The organism is Caballeronia sp. LZ062, assembly GCF_031450785.1.
GTDB lineage: Bacteria > Pseudomonadota > Gammaproteobacteria > Burkholderiales > Burkholderiaceae > Caballeronia.
In genome coordinates, this window is sequence record NZ_JARTWB010000001.1 from 548,476 (window position 1) to 562,137 (window position 13,662).

A 13,662-nucleotide genomic window follows, 5' to 3' on the forward strand; every position below is an offset into this window, starting at 1 on the left:
CACATCGCTCAGGCGGCCCACGGCGGCCGCTCGAGCTTCTCACCGATGTAGTCGATGAACGCCCGTACCCGTGGATGAAGCGACGAATCGCGCGGATAGAGCGCATAGATCGCTGTCTCGTCGCTCGGCTGAAAGTCCGTCAGGAGCGGCACGAGCATGTTGCTGCGAATCGAAGGCAGCACCATATGCTCTGCCATGCGTGTGATGCCGACTCCGGCGAGACACATGTAGACCGAACTCACCCCACTGCTTGTCTGGAAATTGCCGTTGATGAGCATGGATGTGCGCTCGCCGTCGATCATGAATGGCCAATGATTCAGATGATCCATGGGCGGTTCCCACATGAGACAGTTGTGGGTCGCAAGGTCCGCCGGCACCAGCGGTACACCGTGACGCGCGATATAGGAAGGCGAGGCCGTTACCACGCGCTGAAGATGGCACAGCTTGCGGCTGACGAGATTCGAGTCCTGCAAGCTGCCCATGCGGATTGCAACATCGAATCCTTCGCCGATGACATCCGCGAGCGTATCGGACAGCGACAGTCGAACCCGAAGTCCGGGATAGCGCTCCAGAAAGCCGGGAATGAGCGGCACGATCTGATCCATGCCGAACGACGTTGCCACCGTCACGCGAATGCCGCCGGTCATATGCTGACCGGCGCGCGAGAGCTGTGCTTCGGCGACATCGATGTCTTCGAGAATGCGCCTGCACAGCGCGAGATACTGGTGGCCTTCCTGAGTGACCTGTAGACGTCGCGTGGAGCGCCTGAGCAACGCCACGCCCAAACGCTTCTCCAGAGCTGAGACGGCGCGGCTGACATACGGCTGCTGGAGGTCGAGCATGAGCGCCGCGGCTGTGAAGCCGCCCGTTTCGGCGACGGCCTTGAAGATCCTCATTTCGACGAGGCGTTCGTCCTTCATGTGGCAATGCGAGCGTAAGCGGATTCGAAGCCAGCATCATAGCCAGCGCCGGAGTGTTGTCATACCGGGAATTGCACGGGTATGCGCTGCACTCCGGCACAGACCGTGGGAGTGCCGGCTGAATCTCGATGCGGATCACGCTTCAGATCGCGCATTGCGCGCTTACGACGGCCGTCTACTCCGTCCGTACGTATATCTAACTAATCGCCCTCTTGTCGCCGCATGGACGCAGCATCATGTGAGCGTCGAAGTAAGATCTAATGCGTCCGATTGCGTCGGCGCAGCGGTCACTATCTTCTGAGCTTGCGCGTCGAACACTTCGCGCGAGAAGCGGCGGCGAAAATCGCTGGCGAGCACGCTCATCGAGAAATTGGGCGCGGCCAGAATGCGCTGGATAAATGCATTCGCGTCGTCGGGCGGGAAAAGCAGCGCATCGGGCATATACGCATCGAGCCCGGACACGCGCGAGACGACAATCGGCCGCTCCGCGAGGACCGCTTCGATCATCACGAGCGGCACGCCTTCGAACGCTGACGGCAACACCAGCGTATCGCTAGCAACGATATACGGCAGCACATCGCTTCGCGGACCGACTAGACGCACGCGTGACGACAGGATAGGACTCGCGTTCACCATGGCAGCCAGACGCGAGGCATCCGGACCTTCGCCAACGACCAGCACAAGGGCGTTCTCGAACGCATCCGGGTTGCTCTCGATCACGCGCATCAGAAAATCCTGGCGCTTCTGATCGAAGTTGATTCGACCGATTTGGGCGATGATGGTCGTGCCGTCGTCAGGCAGACCGAGTGTCGCGCGCGCGGCACTCTTCGTGAGCCCTGTGCGGCTAAAGCGGTCATCGACGCAGTTCTCCAGAATCATCGACCGCACATGCGGAGCAAGTCGCTGGAGCTTGCCCTGCAGGTGCTCGTTCAGCGTAATGAATTCGTTCGGCATGCGATACAACACGCGCTTGGCCATCCACTTCGCCTTTCCTGTCATCCCGGCGCGCAGCGGCGGATCATCGACGAGTGGAAGATAGCTTACTGTAGGCACGCGAGCGTAACGGCCGGCGAACAATCCCGCGAGACCCGATACGATGGTCCCTTGAGCGACGATCAGTTTGGTGATCTTAAGCGTGCGCAGCGTTGCTGCAGTCGACCGGATCGCCGGCAGAAGCGTCAAGCGGTTGTCCTTCAGCGACTCCGATGTGAACGGCAATGCAACTGCGCGAACCTTCTCATTGTCGCGAGCCAGCTCGGTGACGTAGCCGTAAAGCAGCGCGTTTGAATTCGGCACCAGAATGTGCAAGGTATCCAGATGCTTGCTTGATGCGAGCGCCAGCATCAGCCGCTTGAGCATCTCTTCGTGCCCACCGTTGATACCTGAATCGCAATAGATGCCCAAACGCATTGAGACTGTCCTCGAAGATTCGTCAGTTGATTATCGGGTTGAGACGCGACGCTAAATATGACCGTCGGCGACGCTTGCGCACTGTTCCCTGGTGATCGCTGCGCCACGACAAGCCGTCGCATTAGAGATCGTGTAGCCACTTTGATTCAACGCCGCTTTGTTCACGTTGCGAGTCACAGCGACGAAGTAGATGCCAAGCGTGGGTGGAAGCGATTGCGCCTCAGCGCGACGCGTCGATGCGTGCGCTTGTCAGTGGGCGGTTATAACCCAATCCGCGTATACGCGCTGGTTTGATGCAAAACTTAGGCCCGGGCGTTGCTTCACCGTGCGTCACCCGCAAATCGTACCGTGCAGTGACAGCGGGTGTGCGGCGCCGAACAGCGGCGAATGCGTCGTACCAACACGATTACGGAAGTGAAAAAGCTGTGTGAAACGTCGGACTTCGTCCGGCGCGTTCCGCCCGAATGATTTCGTATGGCCGTTGAAGGGAGAATTGCGGATGCCGTTTGCAAGAACGTTGATCGAAAGCGCAAAAGCGTGCTTGCCTGACGAACTGTTCCTGAGCGTGGTCCACCGTAGACGGATTGGACGTTTCCCGAACCTGCGGCACCCGGCGACGTTCAACGAGCATATTCTGCGGCGCTGCCTCTCGCCTGATCCGCGATATGTGAAGTTGAGCGACAAGCTGGCCGTTCGCGACTTCGTCGCTGAAAGGATCGGCCCTGAACATCTGATCCCGCTCATCGCCGATCCGCCGCATTTCACGCGAGCGGTGTTCGACAGTCTTCCTTCTTCCTTCGTGATGAAGGCGAATCACGGAAGCGGTTTCGTCGAAGTCGTGCGCGACAAAACGCGGACCTCTTTCGAAGAGCTTTCTAAACTGGCGCAACAGTGGCTATCGACTGATTTTTATCGCGTCGCGCGTGAGCGGCACTATCGCGAAATCGAACCGCGCATATTCTTCGAGACACTGCTGCTCGATGAGTCTGGCGTGGTGCCGGCGGACCTCAAGTTTCACGTCTTCAACCCGAGGTCGGGCAAGCCCATCATCTATGTGCTCGTGATCTCGGATCGTTTCGGAGCCGTACCGCGAGGCGACGTCTTCGATACGAACTGGCAAGTTCAGGACATCACCTTCGGTCAATATAAAAAAAGTCCGGCACCGGTGCCTCGCCCCGAGAACCTGGATGCGTTGCTCTCGACCGCAGCCGCGCTCGCACGAGACTTCGATTACGTGCGCGTGGACCTGTACACGCTGAAGGACAAGATCTACTTTGGGGAATTAACGTTCACACCCGGTGCAGGCGTACTGCCGATGGGCCCCGACAGAATCGACTACGAGTGGGGCCGTCTGCTCGATCTCACCCACAAGCCTGCGAGTGAGAATTGCCGCAGCGATGGCCGGGCACGGGCCTTTCAACAACCGTAAGTTCCCGGCCATAGGCGATTGCTTGTGATGCAACCGCGCGACGGCAGCCCAAACACGAAGGCTCTGAAAAAGAAAAAGGGCCCGGAGGCCCTTTTCGACTTGCTTACTTCGGGTGAGTCGCGATGAAGCTCTTGACTGCGGTGAAAGCCGGCTTTTGCGTCTTGCCGTCGCTCTGCATCAGGCCGTAATCGCCTTCGCTGTCGTCATAGAGTTCGAAAGCCTGGATCGACTGAATGTTGTACTTCGACGCGTTGTTGTAGAACTGCTGCATCATCATGCTGCCGGTCATATACGACGCGATCGCGGAATACGTACCGTACGTGGGGCGCACGCCGTACTCGTTGATCCACACCGGCTTGCCGAGCGAGGCCAGCACGCCCAGGACGTCGTGGCAGCCCGTGTTGCCGCAGGCGTGAGTCATGTCGCCCTGGTCCGAATACCAATGCCATGCCGTGATGTCCCAGTTGACGGTCGGGTGACCGTGCGTGCCGTCCGGCTGTGAGCCGTCGGCGAGCATCTGGAAAAATGCGGTGTGTTTCCACGTCCCGTCGACGATGATCTTCGCCGAGCTGTTGACGGACTTCACGCCGGCGATCATGCCGCGGATCACGCCGCGCGCAATGGTGAACGGCTGATTGTTGTACTGGTTCCAGACATTGCCGTCGTAGTTGCCGGCGAGCGTGCGGGCTTCGAGTTCGTTGCCCACTTCATAGTACGTGTAGTTGTACGTCTGCGCCGTCTGCTGGCCCATCGTGTAGCCAGCGTTGTACGCTGCCTGCTCGCTGTTGTAGTTCAGGCCGAGCATCATGACCGGATAGACCTGCACCCCACCTGCGGCAAACGTTTTGGCGACGGTCGCGAGAACCTTCGCCGAAGCCTGACTGTACACGTCGTTGCGGAAAATCTTCACGCCCAGGTTCTGCAATTGCGCGAGTTGCGTTGCATACGCGGTGCTGTCATACGCGCCGCCGTTCGTGATGTGGCCATTCACACCATAGAAAATCGAGCTGCTGGTCGCGGCCTTCTCGGTCGCCTGCGGTGTATCGGCGGCCTTGTCCGTTGCGGCATCGACGGCACTCTCGCCAGCGCCGCCACAAGCGGCGAGCAACGCGCTCACGACGACTGCGGCGGCCAGCGTAGCAGCCTTGGTTTTAGCCAGGGATTTCAGGGATTGCAAAGCTTGATTGTTGTTCATGATCACTTGGCAGTACTAACGGGCGAGCATTCGCCCGCAGGTTTGAGGTCGGTTGTCGGCGGTACATGCCGGCAACCAGGAACGGTTTCGCTTACTGGAAGACAGGACAGTTCGCTACGCTGAATCGGCCGTCGCTTCGTGTCTCTCGTCCGATCACGATGACACTGACGGCAGCAAACGATTGCCTGCCAGGAGAGCCCGGGACCGCACCGACTGCTAGTCATCGATGCAACAGACTCAAGGTACTAGTTACCGAACCGGAAACGTTCGCCTCGTGGTTCGAAGCATCCTTTGCCGAATCGGTCAGTACGGAAGCAAGGTTAACGTCTTACGAGATGACTGTAAACACACATTTCAGAAAAAAATGCGACCGCAGGCAAATCAATAGGAACAAAGTTCCGAATGCGGGTTTCATGTAGGAGGACACAGCACCGTCATTTCTTTGCTGTAGCGGTGTGGATCTCTTCCGAGCTGGGACAAGTGTTTGACGTGCAGCGCCAGGCAAAAGCCCGGATAGCCGCTAATTGTATGAACTAATACCTGATTGATTTGGCGTGCGACACGCCGCGCCGGCCCGACGCCCGACGTAGCGACGCGACGGAACATCGTCATTGAGCGTCGGCGAACTACATCGCCTTATAGAGCGAAATGATGAGCGATCGCGGTTCGTCGAACATGGTGGCGAGCTCGAAGAACAGAACGAAGGCGAGCATGTAGGCGATCCCCGGCCGGCGATTCATAAATCGCACGACGTGAGGCGCGAATCGCGTCCTGATCGGAGCGCGCGTCATGAGCACGACAACTAACGCGCCGATCATCGCGCCCGCAATGACATCAGTGGGATAGTGCAGCCCAAGGTACACCCTCGGCGCACAGATGAATAACACGCACTGCACGATCGCTAAGACACCGATCCATCGCCAGACAATGAAGATGCCGACCGCTAACGACATCCACAGTGCTGCATGGTCGCTTGGAAACGAACTCCATAGCCGCAGATGGCTGCCGGCGTGGTCCGCACCCGGAAAGGTCAGGCCAAGGCTCGGGTCGAAGATAGGCCTCAGACGAAACGGCAAGGCCAGCGCGAGAAGCCGTCCAACGATAAAGGCGACGAGCGCCGACGCCAGGATGGCGACGACCGTTTCCCGACGGTATTCGAGCGAACTGCCCGGCTGGAACCATATTGCCCACACGATTGCGAGCGGAAGAACGCCCTTGAAAACATAGAACTCGGCAATGACACCGACTGCGTGAGCAAAGACGCTCGATGAAGGAGCGATATGAAGCAGATAAGTTTGAATCGACGAGTCGAAGGCGTTCACGCGGTTCTCCTTCTTCGTTATAGTTTTTCGGCGTACCGGTAATTGAACCGCACGCGAGGCTGTTGGTGCAATCTCTAGCAGCGGATCACAACCGGCACCGCGGCCACGCATACCTCGACGTTCAACTCATGGAACGCTTGGGTCCGCATCCGGAGGACCTCTACCTCAGTGTTTCATGCGTTGATTCAATCGACGCGCTTTCAGGTCTCTAGCGCGCGGCGGGGCAATCGCATCGCAAACAAAGCCGCACGAGTTCCTGTTGTAGCGTGCCCGAGTTAGGCTCGGTTTTTGCGAAATAACCCTATAAAAACAGCCTTCATTAGCGAGGCGACTCTTAGCTGAAGCATAACGCCGTTGAGGGAGACAGGGGAATGAAAACTACCGCATCAGCAATGCCGCGCGCCTCGGCAGTCGCGTTGGCGCTTTGCCTCACCGCGTGCGGCGCCGGCGAGTCGGACGGCACCGATGCCAGTGCTTCGCATCGGTCAGCACCCGCCAACGCTTCAGCCGTTGCGGGCAACGCCGCTCGCAAAGACGCATCACCCCCGACCACGACGGTCAGACTTCAGCGCTACAAGATCGATCCGAACAAGGTTTTCGTCGCCGGGATCTCGTCTGGCGGCTTTGCGGCGGTACAAATGCACGTGGCTCACTCTTCCACCTTCAAAGGCGCAGCTGTCTATGCCGGCGGAGTGTATTGGTGCGCAGGCGTCGGAGGCGCGGCGACAGCTTTGGCGAACTGCGGCGGCCTGACGCTTCCAACAAATCAGGCGTCTTATAGCAGCACGCTCACTGCGTCCGAGACTTACCTCGACACGCAGTCTGCACTCGGCACCATCGACTCGTCGACGAACTTGCGCGGACAACCGGTCTACCTGTGGTCCGGAACGCAGGATCAGGTCGTCAACCCGCTCGAGATGGCTGACCTGCGTTCCGAGTACCGGCACTATGGCGCCACGGTTCACTTCGACAACGCCTACCCTGCAGCGCACGGCTGGGAATCGCCCGATGGCGAACTGGCATGCGGCACGCTCGGAAGCCCGTACATGGTGCGCTGCGCAACCGCCGGCGCAACTTACGATTCAGTGAAGACGTGGCTGACTATGTTCATCGGCCCATTGAGACCGCGTAACGACGGCAAGCTGTCGGGTGCTTTGCTTACGTTCGACCAGACAGAATTCGGGGCGTCGCCGAACCTCTCGATGAGTTCGACAGGAACCGTCTTTGTCCCTGGCGCCTGCGCCAGAGGTGAGCAATGCGGACTGGTGCTGGCAATGCATGGTTGTTTGCAACAGGAGTCCCTGATCGGCAACCGCTGGGTCACCGAGGCCGGTATAAACGAATGGGCCGACACGAACAAACTGGTCGTCGTTTATCCCGACACCATCGCGTCATCCGCGCCGGGGCCTACGAATCCGAACGGATGCTTCGACTGGTGGGGCTACTCGAATCAATACGACCCGAACTATGCGGTCAAGAGCGGTTTGCAGATGTCAGTGCTGTATGCCATGGTGCAACGCGTGACAGGCCGGCCATAGCGCCCAACGACCACGACGCACCCTAGCCGTCAGCGCCTTTTAGAGACCGGACAGTATCCGCATCAGCGAGCATCTCTCTCACGGCTTCGACAACATGCGTCGGTTCGACAGGCTTGCCGAGGACGCGCACGCCGGGCAGACCGGCACCGATCTCACTGCTGAAACCCGATACGATGACAGCGGGCAGACACGGAGCCGTTTGCCTCAGACGGTCGATGAGTTCGAGTCCGTTCATGCCCGGCATACGAAAGTCAGTCACCAACGCATCGATCGCTTCGCTTTGGCCAATGGCGAGCGCGCTGCCTCCATCATAGGCCGCAGAAACCTGGAATCCGCGAAGCTCGAAGTAACGTTGGAAAACATAAGCGATCGCGACTTCGTCATCGACGATCAATACATGCTTCGCTGGCTTTTCATCCTTCATGGCGGAAATCTTCGACTGCCTGAGGCGGTACCTTCTTTTCCAGCGATGCGCGCACTTGCTCGGCGAGGTCACTCACCCGATATGGCTTCGTGAGCGTAGTAATGGACCCTGCTGACACATTGGCGGCGGGAAGCTGATCCATATAGCCGGTAGCGAGCAGCACCGCAATATCGGGCTTTCTCTCCCGCACTCGCTCAACCAGCTGCAAGCCGTTCATTCCCCCGGGCATGATGATGTCGGTGAATAGCAGATCGACATCGCCATATCGCTCGATCACCCTCAATGCTTCCTCGCCGCTTTGCGCGGACAGCACGCGGTATCCCAGCTTTTGCAGGTGGCCAAAAGCGAGTTCGCGGACGTCTCGGTTGTCGTCCACTACCAGGACAGTATGCTTTCCGAGAATGGCGTCAGTACTCCAATTCAGTGACTTTTCGCCATTCTGGCTGGGGTTGTCCTTTTCAGGTTGACTGACGACCGGGAAGATCATGCGTATGGTCGTTCCGTGTCCCGGCGTGCTGTCTATTTCGAGCCGGCCGTGGGACTGCTGCACGAACCCATGAACCATTGCAAGGCCGAGACCCGTGCCCGGTCCCTTTGTCGTGAAGAACGGCTCTGTCGCTCGCCTCACCACGTCCGGCGTCATGCCTTCACCATGGTCGATCACGCAGATCACGACATACGTGCCAGGCTGAAGGTTATGCGCCTCAATGCGCTCGCTATCGTTGATGACGGACGTTGCGACCGTGACCCTTCCACCTTTGGGCATGGCGTCGCGCGCATTGATGAGCACATTCAGCAACGCCATTTCCATATGCGTGGCATCGATGGTGCACGCCGGCAAGCCGGGCTTGAGGTCGAGGTGAAGATCGATCTTGTCGCCGAGGGTTCTGACCAGCATCTCGCTGAATTCGACAACCAGCGTATTGAGATTGAGCTGTCTCGGCTCAAGACGCTGCTTGCGAGCGAAAGTGAGTAGTTGTTGAGTCAGCTTGCCCGCCTTTTCTCCGGCGGACATGGCACGCCCAATGGCTTCGCGCGTTCCCTGCCTGTCGTCGAGGGAAGCCGCCGCCAACTCCAGATTCCCCGTGATGATCTGCAGCAGGTTATTGAAGTCATGCGCCAGGCCGGCGGTCAACTGCCCGATCGCCTCCATCTTCTGCGCTTGCAGGAACGATTGCTCGGAAATGCGGCGTCGCGTGATGTCCATCTGCGAGGAGAACCAATACAGCAGCTTGCCTTCCTCGTTGAACACAGGACCGATGAACAACGCGTTCCAGAAAGCCTTCCCGCTAGCCTTGTAGTTGAGAACATCCACTGCGACCGCCCGTTGCTCACGGAGGGCGTTACGGATCTCTGTGACAGTACGCGCATCCGTTTCCGGGCCCTGCAAGAACCGGCAATTGCGTCCGAGCACCTGTTCCTCGGTATATTCGGTCAGATCGAGAAAGGCACGATTCACAAAAACGACCGGGTCGTCCGGCTGATTGGGATCGGTCACGACCATGGGCATCCGCGTCATCTCCACTGCAGCGAAGAAGATGTTGCCCCGGTCGTCCAGCCCCGGGCGAGAGATCTGGCTTGCCTGCCAATGTCTGACTCCAGGATTGCCCAAGGGCGAGTACGCACTGCCTTCGAGTTCGCCGTCTGCCGGACGGCCGATGCTCTGACCATCGCCTTGGTCATCGCTTCGCTTGTTCAGAACTTCGTCCTTGTCGCTGCCCTGTGCCATGTTGATTCGCCAGATTGTGTGTTTAGGCTCTGTCCTTCCGCATCAACGCACTCGCTCGACGCGCTGCAACAGCGCAAGCGATATGAGTACGATGACGACTGTGATGGCCGCGAACATCATCGTCGCGTGCGCGATACCCATGCTCTGCACAGCGACGCCGAGTCCTATCACGGGCAGAGAGATTGCCACGTAAAGCACCACGAAGAACGCCGCGGTCACTTCGGCCTTGCGCTCGGCTGGACTGCGATTGGACAACTCGCCCAATGCCGCCCTGAAACTGATTCCCTGCCCGATTCCGCACAGCACGGTCCCCGCGACGAACGCAGTGGACGAGTGCCGCCATGCGCACAGCGCCAGCAAGACCAGGCCGACGACGAGCGCGACGCATCCGACGCGTTGCCGCCACGCTTGCGCTATGCGCTTTTCGACCGCCTGTCCGATCGCCGAGCAGACGAAGATGAGAAATACGGCGAGGCCGATCAACACACTGCTGTGGTAGTCGAGCACGTTGCGCATCAGTTGAGGCGAGACGGCAGTGAAAAAACCCACGACGACGAATCCGGCAAACCCCGACAGCGCCGCGGGCACGAACGCGGCGCGCACCTCACGCGGCAGCGCGATCCGCTGCATGTGCAGCTTCGGGTGTGAGCTCACGCGCACGGTCTCAGGCACGCGGAACAGCAACAGTAGAGCAAGCACCAGCAAAGCCATATGCGCGACGTATGAAAGGCGCATCGGCCAGGGCGCGAATTCGACGAGCGCGCCGCTCAGCACAGGGCCGAGTCCGAGCCCGAGCATGTTCGATGATGTCGCGGCAAGCATCGCTTTAGAACGCGAATCGGCCGGCGTCGATTCGATCACCGCGACCGTGGCCGTCGCTGTGAAGATGCCGGCCGAGATGCCCGAGACGAGGCGTCCGACCAGAAGCATGACGAGGCCGTCGGCAAAAAGAAACGTCAATGCGGACACGGCAGAAGCCGCAAGACCCGCTATCAGCATCCGCTTGCGCCCGAGTTGATCCGACCAGCTTCCCATGGTCAGCAGCGCGCCGAGCACGCCGGCCGCATACGACGCGAAGATGACCGTGATGGTCGCCGGACCGAAACCGAACGTCTTCTGGTAGTCGTGATAGATCGCCGTGGGCAGTGTCGTGCCCGCCATGTTGATCATGAACACCAGTGCGAGTGCGAGATAAGCGGGCATGCATACTCAATTGATTCACGAAGATGCGCGTCCTTGAGCACACCTCGTGCACGGACGACACGTTCAAGCCGGCGCCAAGGAGCCGATAGGCGCACTGCCCCGGCCACTCGATCCGCGCGTCGAACCGCAGTCGCACGTGCCATGCCAGCCTGTCACGAGGCTTGCCTTTCGGCGCGCTGCGCGGCGTGATCGAGGGAACGCACTGCTAGGGTGCGCGTCGGGACTGCTGGTGACTACAGTGGACCGGACACCGAATCATCGTTCAGTGACGGTCAGATCTTCCGTTACGGCTTGGCCGGCACCAAAACCATCCGGTCACGCTGCCGCGCGCCGCCCGAACTGGCCCGTATGGATGGCACGAGATTGTCTCTGTTCCAAGGCGCATAACGTGCGGAACACTCGGTGAATCCGGATGAGACATAAACATGACCCCACAGACCTTCTTCAGCGCAAACGTCCTGCTCGCGTGGTCGGCCTACCTCGTCGGAACGGCGAGCCCCGGCCCGAGCAACCTGGCGATCATGTCGATCGCGAGCACATCCGGAAGGCGCGCAGCGTTGGCGTTCGCAATGGGCGTGACGTCCGGCTCCCTGACGTGGGCCGTGCTTGCCGCGCTGGGGCTTTCCGCGGCGCTCACCGCCTACTCGGGCTTCCTCACTGCATTGAAGATCGGCGGCGGCGTGTATCTTCTCTGGCTCGCGTCGAAGTCAGCCTGGTCGGCGTGGCGTCCCACGGCGAGCGGCGCTTCAAGGCATGTGCCGCAACACAGCGCACGACGGCTCTACGCACGCGGGGCGCTGCTGCACCTCACGAATCCGAAAGCAATTTTCGTGTGGATGTCCGTCGCCGCACTGGGTTCGTCGCCGGGCAAGCCACCCATGCAGATGCTCACTGTCGTCGCGGGCTGCCTCTGTATCGGAATGAGCGTGTTCAGCGCATACGCGGTGCTGTTTTCGATGTCAACGCCACGCCGCATCTACGCACGCATGCAACGCCAGTTCAACGTATGCCTCGCGCTCGCGTTTGGCGCCGCGGGAATCCGCCTGCTCACATCGCGTACGTAGACGTGGCACCCGCGAGCCGCGTGGTCACGCGCTCCGGTTCCAGCGATCCGACCGCTTGCGCATGGCGACCGCGATCCTGTCCGACGCAAGCGCAGCCAGATTGACGAGCCGCCGTTTCTGCGCGGCGTCCATGACGCGCGGCTGCCGGTCGATGCTGCATAGCGCGCCGAGCGCATTGCCTTCTGCATCGCGCAACGGTGCGCCCGCATAGAAGCGAATGCGCGGCTCGCCCACGACGAGCGGATTGGCAGCGAAGCGCGGATCGGCGGCTGCATCTTCGACCACGAACACGTCGTTCTGCATGATCGTGAAGTTGCAGAACGCCCAGGGGCGCGGCGTCTCCTGCGCGTTCAGGCCCCAGCGCGCCTTGAACCATTGACGGTCCAGCGTGAGCACGGTCATCAGGCTGATCGGCACGCGAAGCGTTTCGGCCGCGAGCTGCACGACTTCGTCGAACTCGGGCTCGGCCGGCGAATCGACGAGCCCGGTGCGTTCGACCGCCCGCAGCCGCGCCGCTTCGTTGTCCGCAACCGGATAAGGCGACTCGTCGCGATGATCCGAAGGCGTGAGCGCGAGACAGGCAGCAAGCGCAGCCGCGAAGGACGGCTTGTCGGCGGGCGCGGACAGCAACGTGACGCGCGCCATGGCGCCCACGTCGGCCTCGACTTGCGCGGCGGGCATGTCGGTGACGATCAACATGCGCATGTGTGCGAGATCGCGCGATTGCAGCAGCCGCCGGCACATCGACAGGCGCTCCCAGTCGCCACGCGTCAATTCGACCGCGATGACGGCCGGCATGGCGATGCCCGCGTCGAGCATGGCGTTGAGCGGATCGCTCTGGCCGATGCCGCGCAAGCCCGCAGCGGCCACCGCATCGAGATACGCCGGTAACGCGGCCCCCGACGCGACGACGAGCGCGACGGCGCTTTCCGGGTTGGTCGACACGTGACGCCGCTTGCCGAGCTGCTCACGCAGTTGATCGACTGCGCTCGCGCGCACACGCCGGTGGCCACCCGGCGTTTTCCACGACTCGATTTGTCCCTGCTCGATCCACGTCTGCGCAGTTTTCACCGAAACGCCGAGCAGCGCCGCAACGTCGCGAGTGGTGAGGATGGGATCGTCTTGCTCTGACATAAGGTCCTTGCGATGAGGCGCAAACGATAGCTGCCCTCAGATAACAGCAGAATCGCCGAAATTGATAGAAATGGAATTATTCGCTTGCGCGATTCGTCAGTTAATTCTACGCTTAATACGCCATTTCGCTGTCTTTAACGGACTTCGGTCGCAATTACCATGCGTTTGTGTCGCATATGGTAATTATGGCTTCCAAGCGCCGCTTTGACAAGACCTCGACAATTGGTAAAAACGGGAAATTCCAATAAAACGACGCTGGCACACAACGCCTGCGGCGCCGAAGACCACGGCGAA

The 13,662-nt window shown here is 60.0% G+C and carries 11 protein-coding genes; 3 read left to right on the plus strand and 8 right to left on the minus strand.

The annotated features are described in order from the left end of the window. Positions 1 to 8 precede the first annotated feature (8 nt). Both P9239_RS02610 and P9239_RS02615 read right to left on the minus strand, forming a co-directional pair. The gene (locus tag P9239_RS02610; RefSeq protein ID WP_309748945.1) at positions 9 to 920 is read right to left on the minus strand and encodes a LysR family transcriptional regulator; all 912 of its coding nucleotides are present in this window, start codon (positions 918 to 920) and stop codon (positions 9 to 11) included. A 234-nt stretch (positions 921 to 1,154) separates the two neighbouring features. Then, a complete protein-coding gene (locus tag P9239_RS02615) occupies positions 1,155 to 2,330 on the minus strand; it encodes a glycosyltransferase (protein WP_309748946.1) in 1,176 nt (391 codons plus the stop codon). Between the two features lie 499 nt (positions 2,331 to 2,829). On the opposite strand from P9239_RS02615, the gene P9239_RS02620 reads away from it, so the two are divergent. Continuing rightward, on the plus strand, positions 2,830 to 3,759 hold the full coding sequence (locus P9239_RS02620) for an ATP-grasp fold amidoligase family protein (RefSeq protein WP_309748947.1): 930 nt from the start codon (positions 2,830 to 2,832) through the stop codon (positions 3,757 to 3,759). A gap of 103 nt (positions 3,760 to 3,862) precedes the next feature. Here P9239_RS02620 and P9239_RS02625 read toward each other — a convergent pair whose 3' ends face one another. Continuing rightward, positions 3,863 to 4,954 carry a lipopolysaccharide biosynthesis protein gene (locus P9239_RS02625; RefSeq protein ID WP_309748948.1) on the minus strand — a complete coding sequence of 364 codons (1,092 nt, stop codon included), beginning with the start codon at positions 4,952 to 4,954 and terminating at the stop codon, positions 3,863 to 3,865. Between the two features lie 626 nt (positions 4,955 to 5,580). Continuing rightward, a complete protein-coding gene (locus P9239_RS02630) occupies positions 5,581 to 6,276 on the minus strand; it encodes a phosphatase PAP2 family protein (protein ID WP_309748949.1) in 696 nt (231 codons plus the stop codon). A 371-nt stretch (positions 6,277 to 6,647) separates the two neighbouring features. On the opposite strand from P9239_RS02630, the gene P9239_RS02635 reads away from it, so the two are divergent. After that, positions 6,648 to 7,814 (plus strand): prolyl oligopeptidase family serine peptidase, encoded by a 1,167-nt coding sequence (locus P9239_RS02635; RefSeq protein ID WP_309748950.1) that lies wholly within the window; start codon positions 6,648 to 6,650, stop codon positions 7,812 to 7,814. Positions 7,815 to 7,836: 22 nt separating this feature from the next. On the opposite strand, the gene P9239_RS02640 is transcribed toward P9239_RS02635, so the two are convergent. Genes P9239_RS02640 through P9239_RS02650 form a run of 3 tightly spaced genes read right to left on the minus strand, consistent with a single transcriptional unit; the run spans position 7,837 to position 11,170 of the window. Continuing rightward, entirely contained in the window at positions 7,837 to 8,238 is a 402-nt protein-coding gene (locus P9239_RS02640) for a response regulator (protein WP_309748951.1), read from the minus strand. Continuing rightward, on the minus strand, positions 8,228 to 9,967 hold the full coding sequence (locus tag P9239_RS02645; protein ID WP_309748952.1) for a histidine kinase famiy protein: 1,740 nt from the start codon (positions 9,965 to 9,967) through the stop codon (positions 8,228 to 8,230). The genes P9239_RS02640 and P9239_RS02645 overlap by 11 nt, the downstream gene beginning before the upstream one ends. 42 nt (positions 9,968 to 10,009) lie before the next feature. Then, positions 10,010 to 11,170 (minus strand): MFS transporter, encoded by a 1,161-nt coding sequence (locus P9239_RS02650; protein WP_309748953.1) that lies wholly within the window; start codon positions 11,168 to 11,170, stop codon positions 10,010 to 10,012. 425 nt (positions 11,171 to 11,595) lie between these two features. On the opposite strand from P9239_RS02650, the gene P9239_RS02655 reads away from it, so the two are divergent. Continuing rightward, entirely contained in the window at positions 11,596 to 12,234 is a 639-nt protein-coding gene (locus P9239_RS02655) for a LysE family translocator (RefSeq protein WP_309748954.1), read from the plus strand. Positions 12,235 to 12,258: 24 nt separating this feature from the next. Here the strand turns inward: P9239_RS02655 and P9239_RS02660 are convergent, their stop codons facing one another. Beyond that, positions 12,259 to 13,368 carry a helix-turn-helix domain-containing protein gene (locus tag P9239_RS02660; protein WP_309748955.1) on the minus strand — a complete coding sequence of 370 codons (1,110 nt, stop codon included), beginning with the start codon at positions 13,366 to 13,368 and terminating at the stop codon, positions 12,259 to 12,261. Positions 13,369 to 13,662 lie beyond the last annotated feature (294 nt).

Excerpts from the sequence above, each read along its gene's own strand:
- P9239_RS02635 (WP_309748950.1), top strand. The coding sequence starts at position 6,648 with ATGAAAACTACCGCATCAGCAATGCCGCGCGCCTCGGCAGTCGCGTTG.
- P9239_RS02625 (WP_309748948.1), bottom strand. The coding sequence starts at position 4,954 with ATGAACAACAATCAAGCTTTGCAATCCCTGAAATCCCTGGCTAAAACC.
- P9239_RS02650 (WP_309748953.1), bottom strand. The coding sequence starts at position 11,170 with ATGCCCGCTTATCTCGCACTCGCACTGGTGTTCATGATCAACATGGCG.
- P9239_RS02620 (WP_309748947.1), top strand. The coding sequence starts at position 2,830 with ATGCCGTTTGCAAGAACGTTGATCGAAAGCGCAAAAGCGTGCTTGCCT.
- P9239_RS02655 (WP_309748954.1), top strand. The coding sequence starts at position 11,596 with ATGACCCCACAGACCTTCTTCAGCGCAAACGTCCTGCTCGCGTGGTCG.
- P9239_RS02660 (WP_309748955.1), bottom strand. The coding sequence starts at position 13,368 with ATGTCAGAGCAAGACGATCCCATCCTCACCACTCGCGACGTTGCGGCG.
- P9239_RS02615 (WP_309748946.1), bottom strand. The coding sequence starts at position 2,330 with ATGCGTTTGGGCATCTATTGCGATTCAGGTATCAACGGTGGGCACGAA.
- P9239_RS02640 (WP_309748951.1), bottom strand. The coding sequence starts at position 8,238 with ATGAAGGATGAAAAGCCAGCGAAGCATGTATTGATCGTCGATGACGAA.
- P9239_RS02610 (WP_309748945.1), bottom strand. The coding sequence starts at position 920 with ATGAAGGACGAACGCCTCGTCGAAATGAGGATCTTCAAGGCCGTCGCC.
- P9239_RS02645 (WP_309748952.1), bottom strand. The coding sequence starts at position 9,967 with ATGGCACAGGGCAGCGACAAGGACGAAGTTCTGAACAAGCGAAGCGAT.